Origin of the sequence: Micrococcus sp. KRD077 (genome assembly GCF_017168505.1) — a bacterium.
In the GTDB taxonomy this organism is placed as follows: Bacteria; Actinomycetota; Actinomycetes; order Actinomycetales; family Micrococcaceae; genus Micrococcus; species Micrococcus luteus.
Map to the genome: position 1 here is coordinate 21,285 of NZ_JABFAZ010000042.1, position 17,563 is coordinate 38,847.

Here is a 17,563-nt window from a genome sequence, read left to right on the forward strand (position 1 = left end):
CGTCGGGCGGGTCCCCACTGTAGTGGGCCGGGCTGGACGGGCCCCGGGAGAATTCCCGGTCAGGCGCGCCGGTCGCCGTCCACGTGGAAGGTCAGGTCCTCGACGCCGGGGAAGGACTCGATCTCCTGGAACGCGTCCCAGGCGTCGCTGTCCGCCTCGGCGTCCGCGGGCAGGGTCACCGTCAGGGCGCCGATCTCCCCGTCGATCACCTGCAGGCGCAGCTCGAGCTCGTGTCCTCCCGCGGAGCCGGAGGCGAAGCGGCCGCGGACAGGCCAGACGCAGTCGTTCGGCACCGCGCGCCGGACGTCATCGTCGGTCTCGACGACGAGCGGCACCCAGTCCGGGACCTCGCCGGCTTCACGGATGGCCTCGGCCACCGAGGTGACGGTGCGCGCGTGCGGCAGCTGGGAGCGCAGCGCCTCGGCCCCGGGCAGGTCCCGGCCCTCGGCCAGCGCCGGGTCGAGCAGGGTCTCGAGCAGCACGCGCACCTCCACCGGCAGCTCGGCGGTGGGCTCCGGCTCCACCTCGTCGACCGTGTCCTCGTCCAGGCCGGCGGGGCCGGTGACGGCGAGTTCGACGGCGTCGCGGCGGGTCCGGCGGGCGTCCTCGTTGGCCAGCAGCATCGCCAGGGAGGCCGCTGCGGCCAGCGCGACGCGCGGGGCGGGGACGCCGACCCGCTGGAGCCGACGCACCACGGCGCCGTCGATCCTGTCGTTCAGGCCGGTGGCGCGCAACGCGACCGCCGCGACCGCGCCGCCGACGGCCAGCCCGCCGAGCCCGCGCAGGGCACGCGCGGCGGGGGAGGGGGCCACCTCGCCGTCGGCGATCGCGGCGGTGTGGAGGGCGTTGGCGGTCTCGGCCGCGAGGAACGTGCCGCTGACGGCGGCCTCGAGCTCTGCGAGGGCCCGACGCTCGCGCCCTCGGCGGGCGTGCGGATCCAGCAGGGTGAGCCCGCCGACCGCGGCCGCCGCCGCCAGCCCGTAGAGCCGGCCGCCCGGGGCGAGGGCGCGCTGGCGCAGCGCGGGGAAGACGGCCTCGACGCCGTCGACGGGAACGGACGACGCCGAGTGGTGGACCTCGCCGGGGACGGACGGGGCGGGGGAGGGGAGCTTCATGCCCCCAGTGTGGCGCACCGCCCGGCTCAGGACGAGTCAGCGGCCCACGTGCGCGCTCAGGCGGAGCGCAGGCCGCCCTGCCACAGGGCGGCGAACGGCGTGCGGCCCTCCACCGCCTGCGCGATGCCGGCTCGCACGAACTCCTTGGCGCGGCGCGCGGCCTCGAGCGTGGTGGCACCCTTGGCCAGCTCGGCGGTGACGGCGGCGGCGAGCGAGCAGCCCGCACCGGAGACGCCGGACTGGCCGATCTTCGGGGCGGAGAGCACCTCCACGGTGTCCCCGTCCACGAACACGTCCACGGCGTCCGGGCCGGGCAGGTGCATCCCGCCCTTGGCCAGGACGGCCGCGCCGGAGATCTCGTGGATGCGCCGAGCGGCCGCCGTCAGGTCCTCGACCGAGCGCACGGTCATGCCGGAGAGCTGCTCCGTCTCGAAGTGGTTCGGGGTGGTGAAGGTGGCCAGCGGCAGCAGCTCGGCCTTGAGCGCCTGGTCCGTGTCCAGGGCGTGGCCCGGCTCCTGGCCCTTGCAGATGAGCACGGGGTCCAGGACCACGTGGTCCCACGCGGCGCGGCGCAGGGCCGCGGCCGAGGTGCGGATGACCTCCGGGGAGCCCTGCATGCCCAGCTTCACGGCGCGCAGCCGCTCCGGGTAGTCGCCCTGGATGGCGTCGAGCTGCTGCTGGAGGATCTCGGTGGGCACGGGGAAGAAGCGGTGGTTCCAGTCGTCCTCCGGGTCGAAGGAGACGATGCAGGTCAGCGCCACGATGCCGAAGACGCCCAGTTCCTGGAACGTCTTGAGGTCGGCCTGGGCGCCGGCGCCGCCGGTGGCCTCGGACCCGGCGATGGTCAGGGCGAGCGCCGGGGCGGAGGCGGAGTGCTGGGGGGAGTGCGCGGTCTGGGGCATGCGCCCATGGTAGGACCGACCACGGACGGGAAGCGCCCGACAGCCGGCGGTGTTCACTGGGGAGCCAGGGTCCTCGGACCCGGAGCGTCCGCCCGGGCGCCCCGAGCGACCCGCGAAGGAAGGGGACGGACGTGCTCGAGCTCCTCACCGGCACGGGCCTGGCCACCTCGGCCGGGCTCAACGCCTACATCCCCCTGCTCGCCCTGGGTCTGCTGGACCGGTTCACGGGGCTCGTCGACCTGCCCGCGGGCTGGACGTGGCTCTCCGCCGACGCCTCCCTCTGGATCCTCGGCGTCCTGCTCGCGCTCGAGCTCGTCGCGGACAAGATCCCCGGGGTGGACGCGGTCAACGACGCCGTCCAGACGGTCGTGGGAGCCGACACGGTCACGGTGGGGGCCGCCGCGCCCGTGCTCTCGGCGGCCGAGGACGTCTCGGCGGCCGGCCTCGTCGCGGCCGCGCTGTTCCTGCCGGTGCTGGTCGCCGTGCTGGTGGTCGCCGTCGTCGTGGGCCTGTGGCTGCTGGCCCGGCGGTTCCGCGCGCGGCGGACGCGAGGCCGTGCCGCGGCCGTCCCGGGTGGGCCAGAATGGACGGCATGATCCTCATCAACCTGAAGTTCACCGTCCAGCCCGAGCGTGCCGACGAGTGGATGGACGCCGTCGCGAAGTACACCGCGGACGTGCGCTCTGAGCCCGGCAACCTGTTCTTCGAGTGGTACCGCCCGGTGGAGGGCGGCCCGAACGAGTACTTCCTGCTCGAGGGGTTCACGGACGAGGGTGCGCAGGCCCACGTCGCGTCCCCGCACTTCCAGGAGGGCCTGGACGCGATGCGCCCGCTGCTGGCGAGCACGCCCCAGATCATCTCCGAGCAGGTCGGTGCGGAGGGCTTCGGCCCGATGGGCGAGCTGCAGATCGACTGAGCCCGCCCCCGGCCAGAGGAGGCGACGGCGCCCGCGTCACGAGCGTGACGCAGGGCGCCGTCTCTGTATCCGGGGTCACACCCTGGCTACGGTGAGCGCATGAGCGCCGAGCAGAACAGCACCCAGACCCCCGGCCACCGCACCGCCCACGTCCCTGCCGGCCAGGATCTCGGCCACCGCTGGTCCACCCGCGAGGCCGATCACGACGATCCGGCCGACCGCCGCGCCGTCCGCCAGATCGCCGAGCTCGCCTTCGCGTCCACGGCCGAGGCCGACCTCGTCGAGGCGCTCGCCGACGGCGCGGAGGGCTGGCTGCCCCAGTACTCCCTCGTGGCCATGACCGCCGCGATCCCCGGCACGGACCTGCAGTCGGACCCGATGGGCTACGGCACCCTGGTCCGGGCCCACATCGACCACGCCGAGGTGATCGCCCTCGCCCCGCACGGCGTCCTGCCCGAGCACCAGGGCGAGGGCGCCGGCACCGCGCTCGTCAACGCTCTGCTCCAGAAGGCCCAGGCCGACGGCGAGGAGGTCGTGGTGGTCTACGGCTGGCCCGAGTACTACGCGAAGTTCGGCTTCCACCAGGCCTCCGAGCACGGCGTGCACGCGGCCTTCGCCCGGCAGCCCGAGGCGCTGCAGATCCTCACGCTCCAGGACGGCGCGGAGGTGCCGGCCGGCGAGTTCCGCTACCCGCCCGCGTTCGGGGCGGAGAACGCGCAGGTCGCCGGCCGCTGAGGGCGGGGCGTCAGCCCACGAGTCGGCGCACGGCGGCGAGCGTTCGTTCGGCCTCGGCCGGCTCGGCCGTGAGCCGCGCGATGACCTCCGCGAGGTCCGCGCGCAGGCCGGCCTCGGCGTCGTCGGCCGGGGCGTGGAGCCACGCCCGCAGGGCGCGGTTGTGGACGGCCACCACGGCCGCCGCCAGCCCGACGGCGACCCCGCCGCGCGCGGGCGTGTCCGGCAGGGCCGTGGCGAGCCAGCCGGAGAACAGCTCCGTGTAGCGGTGCGAGGTGAGCAGCTCGCGCGTGCGCAGCGCCTGGGAGCCGCGCAGCAGGCGGGAGCGCGCCCGGGCCCGGTCCGGATCGGCGGTGTGATGCCGGAAGACCTGGAGGACCGCCTCCTCCAGGGCCTCCCGCACGCCGAGGGAGGTGCCGCGCAGGAAGTCGTCCAGGCGGGCGAGCAGCGCCGCGTGGTCGGCGAAGACCACCTCCTCCTTCCCGCCGAGGTGGCGGAAGAAGCTGGCCCGGCTCATGCCGGCCTGGCGGGCGAGCTGGTCGGCCGTGACGGCGTCGTAGCCCTCGCGGTCCAGCAGGTGGATCAGGGCGGTGAGGGTGTCCTCGGCGGGCGTCGTCATGCGGGCCATGGTGCCACGGGCGCGGAGAGGAGGTGAGACTGCGTCTGATTCTGTGAGATGGCGTGTCAGTCGGTGTAGGGTGATGACGGACACACCCATCTCTCCGACCCCGCCCGGGAGGCCACCATGACCGAGACCCTGCCCACCGTCGAGCCCGAGTACGACGTCGCCACGCCGCTGGACACCGACTTCTACCTCGCGCTCGCGGACGTCTCCGACGCCGAGAAGGACGTGTGGCGTCGGGCCCGCGCCTTCGCGCTCGAGCCGGACGTGCTGCCCCGGATCCGGGAGGCGTGGGACCGTCACGAGTACCCGCTCGACCTCGTGGCCCGCCTGGGCCAGGCCGACCTGCTGCGCGACGGCGTCCCCGTGGACGGGCTGCCCGAGATCTCCCGCGTGGCCGCGGGCCTGGCCATGATGGAGCTCTCGCGCCTGGACGGCTCGATCGCCACGATGACGGGCGTGCAGGGCGGTCTGGCCATGCGCTCGATCCAGCTGTGCGGCAGCGAGGAGCAGCGCGCCGAGCACCTGCCGGCCATGGCGCGCGGCGAGCTCTACGGCGCCTTCGCGCTCACGGAGCCGACCCACGGCTCCGACTCGGTCTCGCTGGAGACCCGCGCCGAGCGCGTCGACGGCGGCTGGCGGCTGCACGGGCACAAGAAGTGGATCGGCAACGGGGCCGCCGGCGGGGTGACCGTGGTGTGGGCGCGCAGCGCCGAGGACGAGAAGGTCCGCGGGTTCATCGTGCGCCAGGAGTCCGAGGGCTACACGGCCGAGGTCATCAAGGGCAAGGTCGCGCTGCGGGCCATCGACCAGGCCCACATCACCCTCGACGGCGTGTTCGTGCCCGACGCCGACGTCCTGCCCGAGGCCCGCTCCTTCAAGGACACCTCCCGCGTCCTCTTCGCCACGCGCGTGGGGGTCGCGTGGTCCGCCCTCGGGAAGGCCGTGGGCTGCTACGAGGCGGCGGTGCACTACGCGGGGCAGCGCGTCCAGTTCGGCCGACCGCTGGCCGCCGCCCAGAGCGTGCAGACCCGCCTGGCCGAGATGCTCTCCCAGCTCACCCAGGTGCAGCTGCTCGTGCTGCGTGCGACCCGGCTCGAGGACGAGGGACGGCTCACCGGGCCGATGGCGTCCATGGCCAAGTACTCGGCGACGCGCGCCGCGCGGTCCATCGCCGCGAACGCGCGCGACCTGCTCGGTGGCAACGGCATCCTCATCCAGAACGAGGTGGCCCGCCACTTCGCGGACATCGAGGCGATCCACACCTACGAGGGCACCGAGACCGTGCAGGGGCTGATCATCGGCCGCGAGATCACGGGGGTCGGCGCGTTCGTGTGAGATGACGCGAGCGGGGGCGGCGGCGTGAGCCAGAGATTTCTGCTGGTGCGCACGCCCCCCTGCCGCCGATTCGTCTGGCTCGGCGGCCGATTCATCTGGCTCACGCAGGCAGAGGGAGCCGCAGGTGGGCGGCGAGGTCGCGCAGCAGGGCGTCGAGGCCCCGCTGGGTGAAGACGCTGGCGGCCACGCGCAGCACGATCCACCCCTCGGCCTGCATCCGGCGGTCGCGCTCGATGTCACGGCGCCACTGCTGCGGGTCCGTCCGGTGATGATCGCCCTCGTACTGCACGCAGACGCGGGCCTCCCGCCACACCAGGTCCGGCCGGACGGCGGACCCGTCGCTCAGCATCAAAAGCGGATTCACCTCCGGCTCCGGCACACCCGCGTCGGTCAGCGCCAGTCGCAGGAGCGTCTCCGGCCGCGAATCCGCGCCGTCCCTGAGCAGCGGCAGGGCCGCTCGCAGGGTCCGCGTCCCTCGCCTCCCGCGCACCCGCAGCACCTCCGCCTCCAGATCACGCACGGTGCACCGCGGATGCTCGCCGGGGCGACGCCGGCCCGCCGGGCCGTCAGCCCGTTGCAGCAGGCTGTCCCCGGCGGCGACGACGTCGGCCAACGGCAGACCCAGCTGCGCCAGCGCCGCCCAGGTGGCGGCCGGCGTCGTGATCCGCACCCCGGCACGCACCAGCACGGGGTCCTGCGGGTGCAGCTCATGCCCGACGACGCCGCTGCGGCGCGGCGCCCCGCCCTCGGCCCGCGTGCGCGCCAGATGGATGGGGCCGCGCTCCCACTGCCGCGGCAGCCACATCCCCCAGAGGCGAGCGGCGGTGGCGTGGGTGGCCGCGGTGCCGGGGTTCGTCCGCTGGAGGGCGCGGACGACGCCGGCCAGTGAGGGCTGACCCCCCGCGGTGTGCCGCAGCCCGTGCTGCGGGGCGTCGAACCGGGGGCCGCGCAGCTGCGAGGCCGTCAGACCGGCCTGCAGCCCCGCGGCGACCGGGAAGACGAGGCTGAGGACGGCGTCGTCGTGCGGAGGAGGGGCGACCATGCCGCCACCCTCTCCTTCCATGGGCGGACCCGGTGCCGCGACCGCGAGGGCCGTGGAGGGCGAGCTGCGCCCGCGGCCCTGTGCAGGAGCCGCTGAATCGTCTGGCTCACGTCTTCCGCACGTCCGAGCGGCGCTGAGCCAGACGAATCGGTCGTGACAGCCCCCTCAGAACAGCAGAAACGTCTGGCTCGCGCCCGTCGCAGCGTGCTGGCTCCCCCCCCGCAGCGTGCCGGCGCACCCAGCACCCCTCAGCCCTTCGGGGCGTAGTACCGGCCGAGGGTCTCGGCCTTGAGCTCGGCGAGCGTGCCATCCTGCATGGCCGCGCGGATCCGGTCCACGAGCGAGACCGTGAACCGCTCGTTGTGGATGGAGAGGAGCGTGTGCGCCACCATCTCCTTCGCCTTGAACAGGTGCCGCAGGTACGCGCGGGAGTAGTGGGCGCACGTATAGCAGTCGCACTCGGGGTCCAGCGGGCCGAAGTCGCGGCGGTACTTCGCCCCGGGCAGGTTGTAGCGCCCGTCGCGGGTGTAGAACGCGCCGGTGCGGGCCACACGGGTGGGGGAGACGCAGTCGAAGGTGTCGGCGCCGTTCTCGACGGCGGTGAACAGGTCATCGGGTTCGGAGATGCCCAGCAGGTGGCGCGGCTTGTCCTCGGGCAGCTCCTGCGCGCACCAGCCCACGATGGTCCCGAGGTTCTCCTTCTCCAGGGCCCCGCCGACGCCATAGCCGTCGAAGCCGGAGGTCACGCCGTCGAGCTCCCCCGCGGCCGGGAACTCGGCCCGCATCCCCGCGAGGTCGCGGCAGGCCTTGCGGCGCAGGTCCTCGTACTGGGCCCCCTGGATCACGCCGAACAGCGCCTGGTACGGCCGCGCCGCGCGGACCCCGGTGAGGCGGGCGTGCTCGTCGAGGCAGCGCTGGGCCCAGCGGCGGGTGCGCTCGAGCGCCTCCTCCTGGTAGCCGCGGGAGTTGTGCAGGGTGGTCAGCTCGTCGAAGGCGAACATGATGTCCGCGCCGAGGTTGTGCTGGATGCCCACGGACACCTCGGGGGTGAACCGGTGTCGGTCCCCGGTGAGGTGGGACTTGAACCAGACGCCGTCGTCGTCGACGTTGGCCAGGCGCTCCTTGCCGGGGGCGACGGCGTCGTCGGCGCCCTGCCCCTCGGGCGCGCCGGGGCCCTTCATGTCGATGACCTTCTTGAATCCCGAGCCGAGGCTCATCACCTGGAAGCCGCCCGAGTCCGTGAAGGTCGGCCCGGGCCAGTTCATGAACGCGCCGAGGCCGCCGGCCTCGTCCAGGAGGTCGTCACCGGGCTGCAGGTACAGGTGATACGCGTTGGCCAGCAGCGCCTGCGCGCCGAGGTCCTTCATCGACTCCGGCAGCACCGCCTTGACCGTGGCCTGCGTGGCCACCGGGATGAACGCCGGCGTCTGGATCCGCCCGTGCGGCGTGGTGATGACGCCCGTGCGGCCCAGCGGGGCGCCGTCGTGCCCGGGGGTCTCCAGGCGGTGGGTCACCTCGAAGCCGAAGTGGTCCGGGTGCGCGGGAACGGCGGGGGGCTGCGGGGTGTCGGGCATGGGATCCAGGGTTGCCGGGGCTGCTCAGGAGGCGGGGACGGCGGATCGTCTGCGCATCTGACCCTTCTGAGTGGGCGCGTGGTCGCCAGAAGGGCCAGAGATGCAGAAGATTCCGGGCGGCCGGCGGGCACGACGTCGGTCCATACGACACGCGACAATGCGCAAAATGCATTTGCGCTAATTGCCTATCGACTAAGGCTCACCCCTCTTGTGCTATTCGTGGGCCGGAGTAATCTCGATTCCAGCAGCACCGTCCCAGCCCGGGGCGGGCCCGAACCGGGAGGATCACGCCATGACCACCGCCGTCCGCACCTGCGCCGCCAGCGCCTGCGCCTTCAATGCCGAGTCGTCCTGCAACGCCCTGGCCATCACCGTCGCCGGCTCCGACCGAACGCCCGGCTGCGGCACCTTCGTCCAGCTGGACGTCCGCCGCCCGGTGACCGAGGGCGCCTCGACCGTCGGTGCGTGCCACCGCCTCGAGTGCACCTACAACGTCGACCTCGCCTGCACCGCCGAGGGCATCGAGGTCACGGACGTGGCCACCTGCGCCACCTACACGATCGACTGACGCCGCCCCTCAGGGGTGGGCGACCCGCGCCGGGATCGCGTCCAGCAGTCGCCGCCAGGCGTGCCGGGGGCTGTGGTCGAGCCGGCCCGCACCGGGCAGGGCCACGTGCACCGCGGTGGTCTCGCCGTCGTGGACGCGCAGCAGGGTCACCCCGGCTTCGTCCGCGTCGAGGGCGTGGGCGGGGGACTCGGGCAGGGATTCGGTGTCGACCTGCAACGGGGTGCTCTCGCCCGGCAGCAGGCCCAGGGCGACGGCGTCGGCCAGGTCCGCGAGCACCTCGGGGGCGGTGCCCAGCACGTCGTCCGCCAGGTCTGCGAGCTCGGCCTGGTCGACGAGTCCGCGCGACGTGAGCGGCAGGGTGTGGCGGCAGAACACGGCGACGCCGTCGACGTCGTGCAACAGGATCCGCTGGGTCTCGACGACGCCCACGCGCACCCGTGGGCCGACGTCGGCCACGAGGTCCGCGACGCGACCGCGCAGCCCCAGCTCCGCGACCTCGGCCGAGTCCCGGCACCAGCGCAGGGTGCCGAGCAGATGCACGGACGCCAGGCGGGTGGGGAGCGTGAGGTCCAGGGCGTCGCGCAGGACGTCCACGCGCACGTCCAGCGGCGCGGGCGTGTGGAACGCGCCGAGCGAACCGAGGAGGTTGGGGACGTGGGCGACCACGAGGCGGCCGTCCGCGCTCACGCCGTGGACGGCCGTCGTGAGCGTCTCGCCGGCGCGGAAGGCCGTGACCTCGACGGATCCCTCGCCGCGGAGCAGCCGCTGGGTCAACAGCAGACGACGGGGCGCCACGGGCGGCAGCGGATGGGCGGGGTGCGTGGAGGCGTGGGCCATGGGGGTCCTTCCGGCGGGGGTCCGAGAACCAGTAAGGCACACCTCAGTGAGATACGCAAGGCGCGTGTTGTGTATTTGTCGCTCGCGGGCGGTGGGGGCGTTCGTCAGGGATCGTCTGCGGATCTGACCCTTCTCGGCGGCCGTGGCGGGGCCAGAAGGGTCAGGTGTGCAGACGATTCCCGAGGCTGGGGGCTGTCACTCCCGGGGCGCCGCTGTCGTCGCGTGCTGCCGAGAGCAGGGCGAGATGGAGGTCGAGCGATCGCGGAGGCGTGTGCCAGTCGGGCCCAAGGACGGCGCCGAGCTGCTCCAGTCGTTGAAGGACCGTGTTGCGGTGGAGGAAGAGCCGGCGGGACGTCTCGGCCACGTTCATTCCAGCGTCCAGGTAGGCCAGTGCGGTCTCTCGGAGTGCCGAGGCACGCTGGGGTGGCAGGTCGCGCAACGGCGCCAGCGGGCGGGTCGTCACGTCCTTGCTCGCCTCGCCGGCCCCGGCGAGGACCATGCCGACGGCGCCCACGGTCGACGCGTCCACGGCGTGGAGCCCTCCGGTCACCCGACTGACAGCGAGGGCGTTCTCCAGCGTGTGGAACGCTCCCGGCAGATCGCGGAAGTGCTCGCCCGGCCCAAGGAAGGCCATCTGCCATACGGCCTCCGTCGCATGCCGAACTGCCGCCTCCACGCGGGCAGGCACATCCGGGCGGTCGCCGACCATGCACCAGGTGCCTCCCCGCGGAGCGCTCAGGCGCACTCCCGCCACGGGTGAGAGCACTCGCTCTGCGAACTGGGGTTCGGGTACGGCGGCGAGATCGATGACGACCAGGCTGACCTGTGAATCCTCGCGCAGGCCGAGCTCGGCGAGCGCCCGACGTCGTCGCACGATTCCACCGGCGGAATCATCGACGAGTTCGGCCAGCAGGCCGGCGCCCGCCTCGAGCTCGGTGGCGCGCCGCGCGCTGCGGAGCCGTCGTGCGAGCAGGAGGTGCTGCGCGGTCCTGACCAGGGCCTTCTCCTCGGCAGAGTCGAGGGCGCGGCGGACGGCGAGCCAGTCGCGCGCGTCCCGATCTGCGGGAACGAGCGTCCAGGTGCAGCCGTCCGGCGCCACGACCTGGTGGGCCACCCCTGCGGTGTGACGCGAGGGGAGGGTGGGGGCGGGCCGCAGCGGCGACGTCGGACGTTCGGGGGAGAGGAGTTCCACTTCCACTCCCAAGTGCTCGGCGGCCCGATTGAGCACGGCCGTCTCATTGGGTTCTTCCAGAAGGGACTGGCATTGGCGCGAGGAGAGCTCATCCAGGCGAGTGAGCTCACGCAGGGACTGACGTTCGTGATCCCGGTCTGCGTCCGCGCGCCCCACGGCGTTGAGTGCCTCCGTGTAGCGGTGCGCGTTCTGGATCGCGATGGCGGCATGTTTGGCGAGTGACTCGACGATGGTCACCTCGGAGTGGGTGAACCTCCGGGCGCGACGTTCGGCGACCATCAGGGCGCCGAGCGGTCGGCGGTCGACGACGAGGGGTGAGCCCATGATCGCGTGGACGCCCTCGGCCTGCACCGCGTGGTCCACCTGGGGGATGTGGGTGATCGTCGGGTCGTTGGTGTAGTCGAGGCTCTGGAAGGGTGCCAGACCTTCCGCCACCTTCCCGAGCACTCCTGTGCCGATGGGCATCCGGATCGTCCGGTACGCGTGGGTCACGACGCCCTCAGCCCGGCGGATGTACGTCTCACCTGCTGCGTGGTCATTGAGGCTGAGATACGCCATGTCCGTTCCGACGAGGGCCCGAGTGCGCCGAACGATGGACGCCAGGACGGATTCGGTGTCGGCCAGTTCCGCGAGGTCGGCAGCTGTGTCGAGCAGGGCTCGGAGGAGGCGGTGGTCGAGGGCGTCAGTGGTCACTCTGCCAACTTTATTCGGTGAGAGATGGACTGGATGTCTATAGCGCGTGACGGGGAGCGCTGGTGGGATGGGAGGAGGCCCTGAGGCCTACATCACACACCCCCGTCGTGGAAGGCGCTCGCATGCTGATCCGTGGAGCTGTTCTCGAGGAGATCGGCAGGCAGAGGCCGTACGCCTCGTCCCGTCCCCTCACCGTCTCGGACCTGGAGCTTGATCCCCCGGGCGCAGGCGAGATCCTCGTCCGCATGGACGCTTCGGGCGTGTGCCATTCGGATCTGTCCGTGGTGAACGGTCATCGTGTTCGGCCCGTCCCCATGCTGCTCGGCCACGAGGCCGCCGGGATCGTCGAGGAGCTCGGTGAGGGTGTCGACGACGTGGAGATCGGCCAGCGGGTCGTCATGACGTTCCTGCCTCGATGCGGCGAATGCGATGCGTGCAAGACCGACGGTCGCCTGCCCTGCATCCCCGGCACGGAGGCGAACAACGCCGGCGTCCTCCTGGGCGGCGGGGTCCGACTCCACCGCGACGGCGACGAGGTGTTCCACCACCTGGGCGTCTCCGGATTCGCGACCCACGCCGTCGTGAATCGGAAGTCCGTGGTGCCCGTCGGCTCTGACGTGCCGGCCGCCGTCGCTGCGGTCCTGGGATGTGCCGTGCTGACCGGCGGCGGCGCCCTGCTCAATGCCGCGGCCCCGGAGGAGGGGGACTCCATCGCGATCGTCGGCCTCGGCGGCGTGGGGGTCGCCTGCCTTCTGACGGCGGTGGCGAGCGGTGTGCAGGAGATCATCGCGGTGGACATGTCCGAGGAGAAGCGGGAGCTCGCCCTCAGCTATGGCGCGCATGCCGCCTACTCGCCCGAAGAGATGGCGGAGCGTGGCATCAAGACCACCCATGCCGTCGAGTGCGCCGGCCATCCGGCGGCCTTCACGACGGCGTTCAACGCGACGTCGCCGGGTGGCCGGACCGTCACGGCGGGGCTCCCCTCTCCCGAGCAGACGGCGGAGATCTCACCGCTCACCATCACGGGTGAGGCCCGCACGATCATCGGCTCGTACCTGGGCACCTCTGTGCCCGCTCGCGACATCCCGCGATACGAGCAGATGTGGCGTGAAGGTCGGCTGCCTGTGGAGAAGCTCGTCTCCGCGACCATGCGGCTCGACGACATCAACGAAGCGATGGACCAGCTGGCCGATGGCCGTGCGGTCCGTCAGATCATCGAATACTGAAGGCCACGGACATGACGACTACTGCGCATCATTCGCTGGACGATGAAGGCATCGGGGAAGTCTCCCCGCACTGGAAGGCAGGGCCCTTCCAGATCCGCCTGCCGTTCGTGCACTACCGCTTCGAGTGGCCGGACTACGTCCAGGGCCTCTTGATGTGCGCCGTGGACCTCGCGGCCATCCCTCTGATGGTCGAACTGCTCGGCATGCCGTTCGAGGTGGCCCTCGCCGTCGTGGTGTTCAACGGCCTCCTGTACCTCACCCATCACCTCCTCGGCGATCCGGTGGTTCCCGGGTGGATCACCCCGGCGATCCCGCTGGTCATGGCCTACTGCTCAGCGTTCCCCGAGGGGGAGGAGCGTGTGCATGCACTCATCGCGTTCCAGTTCATGCTGGGCGTCTTCTCGATCACGTTGGGTGCGACGGGACTCGCCTCCAAGGTGGTCTCGCTGATCCCCTCCGCCATCAAGGCGGGCGTCCTGGTGGGTGCGGGAATCGCCGCCGTCCAGTCACTCTTCGTCGCTGGAGGGCGTTTCGAGACCTTCCCGGTCACCATCACGATCGCGGTGGGGATCGCCTTCCTCCTGCTCTTCTCCAGCCGGTTCGCCGCGATGCGGACCAAGAACCCGATGTGGCGCACGATCGGCAACCTGGGCATCCTCCCGGTGATCCTGCTGGCCGTGGTCATCGCGCCCCTGGCCGGCGAAGCGCCGTGGCCGACCATCGAGTGGGGGTTCAACACCCCGGACTTCGCGGGCCTCTTCGCCGGGTACACGATCTTCGGCATCGGCCTCCCGCCGGCCTCGATGTTCCTCACCGCGCTGCCCACCGTGCTCGCGACCTACATCGTCGTGTTCGGCGACGTCCTCCAGGCCCGGGCGATCCTCAAAGAGGCCGACCAGATCCGCACGGATGAGGCGGTCGTGTACAACCCGGACCGTGCGCACCTGATCTTCGGCGGCCGCAACACCCTCATGTCCATGATCGGTCCGGACGTGGCCATGTGCGGTCCGATCTGGTCTGCCATGCACGTCGTGATCGTGGAGCGCTACAAGGAAGGCCGCAAGGCCATGAAGTCGATCTTCGGCGGGGCAGGGTCGTTCCGGTGGGGGACGAACACCGGGCTCCTGCTGCTGCCGATCGTGACGCTGGTGCAGCCGGTGCTCGGGGTGGCTCTGGCCCTGACGCTGCTCATCCAGGGATTCGTGTCCGTGAAGGTCGGCATCATGGAGGCCCGCAGCCTCAAGGATCTTGGAATCGCGGGAGTCACCGCGGCGGTGCTGGCGTCCAACGGTGCCGCATGGGGCCTGGCGACGGGCGTCATCCTCTGCCTCGTGGTCTACGGCCGGAACTTCTTCCGCGGTGAGCCGGATGCCACCTTCGACGCCATGCTCCGCGCGCAGGAGGGCCAGGCCGCCGAGAGCTGACGTCTCACGGACCGCAGCCCTCGACCGAGGCCCCGGAATGCATCGTTCAGTGCGACGCAGACCGGGGCCTCGGTGCGTGGGTCTGGCCGCCGGAGGGTTCGCGTAACGAACTGAGACGGAGTGGGGATCGGCCGTGCCGGGCGAGGGCCCAGGCATGGGGATGTCGCCGTGCCAGAATGGGGCCGACTGCCACACTGCCGTGCTCCGAAAGGCCCTGGCACCATGCCCTCTCCCCAGAACCTCTCGAACTTCGTGTGGGGGATCGCGGATCAGCTGCGGGGCGTGTTCAGGCCGAACCAGTACGGCACCCTCGTCCTGCCCATGACGATCCTGCGCCGCATGGAGGCGGTCATGGCCCCGCACCGGGGTCGGAATCTTCTGCGCATCTGACCCTTCTCAGCGCCCGTGGCGGGGCCAGGCTATGCTCACCCTCGGCGTGAAATGGGCCGAAGATCAAAAGGGTGTGGCGAATCATGTGGAATCTCCAGCAACAACGTCAGCTGTTTTCCGCGCAGTCGGAGTTCACCATGGATCGGGCCTCTCTGGACGATGCTCGGGCCGTCGCGCGGGCGCGTCTGGCCAGGTGGGTCGAGGACCTGATGACGCCCCAGTGTGACCGAGTGGGTCGGCCGGCCGTCCCGCGCCTCGTGCTGACGAGCGAGGACTTCGACTGGACGCCGCACCAGCTGACGTCGGGTCTGACCTTCTGCATCGCCGACTACGTCTTGGGGGACGAGGACGAGGGCGACCCGTCGGAAGTGTGGGCCATCGCCCTCGCCGAGACCTACGCCGTCTTCGAGGAGGAGGACATCGACGAGGCTCGGCGGGAGATCGTCGCCCAGCTCGAGCGAGGGTCGCATGAGTTCGCCACGAAGGTATACGTGGAGGCCTCCGTCAGCCACTTCAGCAAGCGCAACCACGGTTTGACCGGCGGTGATGTTCACGAGCTGGTGCGGCTGCGGGATCTCGACCTGCCGCCGGCAGCGTGGCGTCATGTCGGGGTCTTCCTGCTGAACATGCTTGCTGCCCGGGCTCGGCACGGTGTGGAGGTGAGTGTCGAGCACCCCGTCACCTACCTCCCGTACGAGCTCGTCCCTGCCTGCTCCCCCTCACAGGAGGAGCTGCTCATGAGCCGCCGGATTCCGAAGGAAGCGCTCGCCTATTCCGCACCCCTCTCGTGGCTCCGAGAGTTGGCGAAGGACAAGCTCGAGCAGTGGTGCCTGCGTGCGTCCGACCTGCAGGACGCTCCCGAAGTGCACTTCAATCTTCACCGGTTCCCCTACGCCATGGAGCTGGGTGACGTCGCGCCCGACTTCTGCGGAGGCGTCATGAGCGTCCACCCCGAGGGGGAGCGTCCCGATGACTGGTGGCGTCAGCAAGAGGTCACCGCATGCGCGTGGTTCGGCATCGCGGTGGACCTGAGCGACTGTCTGACGAGGGGCGAGCTACTCCAGGCCATCGACAGCGAGGCTGGGGATGACGACGGCGCCTCCATTCTCGAAAGGATTCGCGCGGAGATCTGTGTGACGCGCTACTCCAGCACCGGCGGATCGTCACGGGACACGAGCGTGATCCACCTCGACGCCGGCAATCTCATTGACATGGACGGCCTCGACATCCATGGAATCTCGCACAACCTCGAGAACGCCTTGAGGGCCCGGATGGCGCAGCTCGAGTACTGATCGGTGGACGGGGGCCTCGGGAGTGCCCCGACCGGGCGGGCCCGACGACGGCCCCCGCCTCAGGCGATCCGGTGGAGCCGATGCTCGCCGTCGCCAACGCCGAAGACCGCGCGGGTGCGCACCGAGGAGCCGAGCCGAGCGATCACCCGACCTTCGAGGAGGACGACCCCGTGACCCGCTACGCCCCGTTCGTGCAGCTTGGCGGCGGCCTGGCGGCCGGCACGCAGAAGCTGACGGCGACGGAGACGATCGAGGTGCTCATCAGTCGGGCGCAGGGCGCCCTCATTTTAGGGACAGGCCACCGGCAGAAGCGGCGAAGGGCTGCCGGCCGACCCCGGCCCACAGCGCCATTCACCGTGTCCTCGTCTCATACTCGTCCACCAAAGAAAGGGAGAGCGCCATGCCCACTCCGACCCCGGAGACTCCGCTGATCTGGTCCAGTGAGACCCTCGCCACCCGGCTCCTGACGGCACTGGGCGCCGCCCATCCAGAGGAGTACTCCCGCGCTCTGAGCGAACTGACCGGGTTCTCTCTGGATCCAGCGGATCCCGCCACTTTCATATGCGAGGACCAGCGCATCGACCAGCGGTTCCGCACGGTGTCCGGGCAGGAAGTCATCGTGGAAGTGAAGGTGGACCACCAGGCCACAGCCGAGCAGCTGGGCCGCTACGCCGCCTTGGCCGGGGGGGCATGTCGAGTCATGGTCGTTCCTGACGCGGCCGCCCCGGACGTGCGGGAGGCGACCACGAAGCAGAGTGACTGGGCCGTTGTGACGTGGTGGGACCTGCTGGGCCGTCTCATGGACGTGAACCCGTTGGTGGCTCGTCTCGAGCGGGACGTCCGAGTCATGGCTTCCGATCCGGGGGCCAAGGCGGTCACACGTCGAGCACTCCATGTGTTGCTGCCCGTCAAGCATGAGCGATTGGAGGTCGAGGCTGGGACGACGGGGCGTAACTGGCCGTGCCTGAACATCGCCGCGAAGGACGGGTGGGTGTTCGGCCAGGTGGAGCGCGCCGGTGCGGCTGTTCCTCCGCAGTTTCAGGCGAAGGTCGGGTTCACGATCTCTCCGGAAGAGCAGGAGCCGGGCCCCGCCGCCGCGTGCATGGGGGAGGCGCTCCGCCAAGCATGGCAGGCGGCGGTGGCTCTGGAGTCCGCGGGGCGCTTCTCGATCTCTCGTCATGGCGGAGCGTCGAAGATGCAGAAGCTCTACGGGACCGACTTCCCCTACCAGGCGCGCGGATACGTGGGTGATTACGTGGGCATCTACAGCACGCCTCTTTCCGACCCGGAGGATGCGCTCGCGCAGGCAGTGGCGCTGGGGGAGCGGATGCTCGTCATCGCCGACGAGACGTGGGGCCGCAGGGAGGCGGCTGCGTCGGAGGGGTGACGGGGTGCGGAGGCCGGCCCCTCCATTCCGGGGCGCGACTCAGCTGCCAGGCCTCAGGCCGCCGCGTGCTGAATCCGCGGGCGAAGACCCCGGAACGATCCCTGGCCCAGGCCATATCGCCGGGGTTTCTGCTTGACCAGGGGTGGCCGGGAGACCCGAGGCCCGGGGCAGTTGAACCCGTTGAGATGAGCCGCCCCCTTCATTCGGTCCGGACGTTCTGTGAGTCGTCGGTTTCCATTTGATGGGTGCACTGCCGAGCGTACTCGGCTGGGGTTAGGTAGCCGAGCGAGGAGTGCCGGCGGTGGTGGTTGTA

At 71.3% G+C, this 17,563-nt stretch carries 17 protein-coding genes; 10 read left to right on the top strand and 7 right to left on the bottom strand.

Annotation, left to right across the window (positions count from 1 at the left end):
* Positions 1-59 precede the first annotated feature (59 nt).
* Entirely contained in the window at positions 60-1,115 is a 1,056-nt protein-coding gene (locus J1M39_RS10635; protein ID WP_206496766.1) for a hypothetical protein, read from the bottom strand.
* 56 nt (positions 1,116-1,171) lie between these two features.
* A complete protein-coding gene (locus J1M39_RS10640) occupies positions 1,172-2,017 on the bottom strand; it encodes a hydroxymethylpyrimidine/phosphomethylpyrimidine kinase (protein ID WP_060775706.1) in 846 nt (281 codons plus the stop codon).
* A gap of 131 nt (positions 2,018-2,148) precedes the next feature.
* On the opposite strand from J1M39_RS10640, the gene J1M39_RS10645 reads away from it, so the two are divergent.
* The 3 genes from J1M39_RS10645 to J1M39_RS10655 all read left to right on the top strand — a co-directional run bounded on the left by J1M39_RS10645 (position 2,149) and on the right by J1M39_RS10655 (position 3,668).
* On the top strand, positions 2,149-2,613 hold the full coding sequence (locus J1M39_RS10645) for a DUF4126 family protein (RefSeq protein WP_206496767.1): 465 nt from the start codon (positions 2,149-2,151) through the stop codon (positions 2,611-2,613).
* Complete coding sequence (locus J1M39_RS10650) at positions 2,610-2,933, top strand: putative quinol monooxygenase (RefSeq protein ID WP_010079505.1); 324 nt, start codon at positions 2,610-2,612, stop codon at positions 2,931-2,933. Before J1M39_RS10645 ends, J1M39_RS10650 begins: the two co-directional genes overlap by 4 nt.
* A gap of 99 nt (positions 2,934-3,032) precedes the next feature.
* Positions 3,033-3,668 (top strand): GNAT family N-acetyltransferase, encoded by a 636-nt coding sequence (locus J1M39_RS10655; RefSeq protein ID WP_206496768.1) that lies wholly within the window; start codon positions 3,033-3,035, stop codon positions 3,666-3,668.
* Between the two features lie 10 nt (positions 3,669-3,678).
* Here the strand turns inward: J1M39_RS10655 and J1M39_RS10660 are convergent, their stop codons facing one another.
* On the bottom strand, positions 3,679-4,284 hold the full coding sequence (locus tag J1M39_RS10660; RefSeq protein WP_036341145.1) for a TetR/AcrR family transcriptional regulator: 606 nt from the start codon (positions 4,282-4,284) through the stop codon (positions 3,679-3,681).
* A 126-nt stretch (positions 4,285-4,410) separates the two neighbouring features.
* Here J1M39_RS10660 and J1M39_RS10665 point away from each other — a divergent pair, with 126 nt between their 5' ends.
* Complete coding sequence (locus J1M39_RS10665; RefSeq protein ID WP_020624825.1) at positions 4,411-5,625, top strand: acyl-CoA dehydrogenase family protein; 1,215 nt, start codon at positions 4,411-4,413, stop codon at positions 5,623-5,625.
* 100 nt (positions 5,626-5,725) lie between these two features.
* On the opposite strand, the gene J1M39_RS10670 is transcribed toward J1M39_RS10665, so the two are convergent.
* The gene (locus tag J1M39_RS10670; RefSeq protein ID WP_206496769.1) at positions 5,726-6,667 is read right to left on the bottom strand and encodes an endonuclease domain-containing protein; all 942 of its coding nucleotides are present in this window, start codon (positions 6,665-6,667) and stop codon (positions 5,726-5,728) included.
* A 248-nt stretch (positions 6,668-6,915) separates the two neighbouring features.
* Positions 6,916-8,241, bottom strand: coding sequence for a tRNA guanosine(34) transglycosylase Tgt (gene tgt / locus J1M39_RS10675; protein WP_078025372.1), 1,326 nt, complete (start codon positions 8,239-8,241; stop codon positions 6,916-6,918).
* 292 nt (positions 8,242-8,533) lie between these two features.
* Between tgt and J1M39_RS10680 the strand changes: the two genes are divergently transcribed.
* Positions 8,534-8,809, top strand: a complete 276-nt coding sequence (locus J1M39_RS10680; protein WP_148408525.1) for a DUF1540 domain-containing protein — start codon at positions 8,534-8,536, stop codon at positions 8,807-8,809.
* 9 nt (positions 8,810-8,818) lie between these two features.
* Here the strand turns inward: J1M39_RS10680 and J1M39_RS10685 are convergent, their stop codons facing one another.
* Together J1M39_RS10685 and J1M39_RS10690 are read right to left on the bottom strand one after the other, a co-directional pair.
* Positions 8,819-9,646 carry a hypothetical protein gene (locus J1M39_RS10685; protein ID WP_148408526.1) on the bottom strand — a complete coding sequence of 276 codons (828 nt, stop codon included), beginning with the start codon at positions 9,644-9,646 and terminating at the stop codon, positions 8,819-8,821.
* A 160-nt stretch (positions 9,647-9,806) separates the two neighbouring features.
* Positions 9,807-11,396 carry a helix-turn-helix domain-containing protein gene (locus tag J1M39_RS10690; RefSeq protein ID WP_241254124.1) on the bottom strand — a complete coding sequence of 530 codons (1,590 nt, stop codon included), beginning with the start codon at positions 11,394-11,396 and terminating at the stop codon, positions 9,807-9,809.
* Between the two features lie 257 nt (positions 11,397-11,653).
* On the opposite strand from J1M39_RS10690, the gene J1M39_RS10695 reads away from it, so the two are divergent.
* From J1M39_RS10695 to J1M39_RS10715, 5 genes are all read left to right on the top strand, one after another.
* Positions 11,654-12,757, top strand: a complete 1,104-nt coding sequence (locus tag J1M39_RS10695; protein WP_148408528.1) for an alcohol dehydrogenase catalytic domain-containing protein — start codon at positions 11,654-11,656, stop codon at positions 12,755-12,757.
* Between the two features lie 11 nt (positions 12,758-12,768).
* Positions 12,769-14,181, top strand: a complete 1,413-nt coding sequence (locus tag J1M39_RS10700) for a hypothetical protein (RefSeq protein WP_148408529.1) — start codon at positions 12,769-12,771, stop codon at positions 14,179-14,181.
* 222 nt (positions 14,182-14,403) lie between these two features.
* The gene (locus J1M39_RS10705; RefSeq protein WP_206495854.1) at positions 14,404-14,571 is read left to right on the top strand and encodes a type I restriction-modification system subunit M N-terminal domain-containing protein; all 168 of its coding nucleotides are present in this window, start codon (positions 14,404-14,406) and stop codon (positions 14,569-14,571) included.
* Positions 14,572-14,654: 83 nt separating this feature from the next.
* Positions 14,655-15,863, top strand: coding sequence for a hypothetical protein (locus tag J1M39_RS10710; protein ID WP_123244040.1), 1,209 nt, complete (start codon positions 14,655-14,657; stop codon positions 15,861-15,863).
* Positions 15,864-16,263: 400 nt separating this feature from the next.
* Positions 16,264-17,250, top strand: coding sequence for a hypothetical protein (locus tag J1M39_RS10715; RefSeq protein ID WP_206495849.1), 987 nt, complete (start codon positions 16,264-16,266; stop codon positions 17,248-17,250).
* The last annotated feature ends 313 nt before the right edge of the window (positions 17,251-17,563 follow it).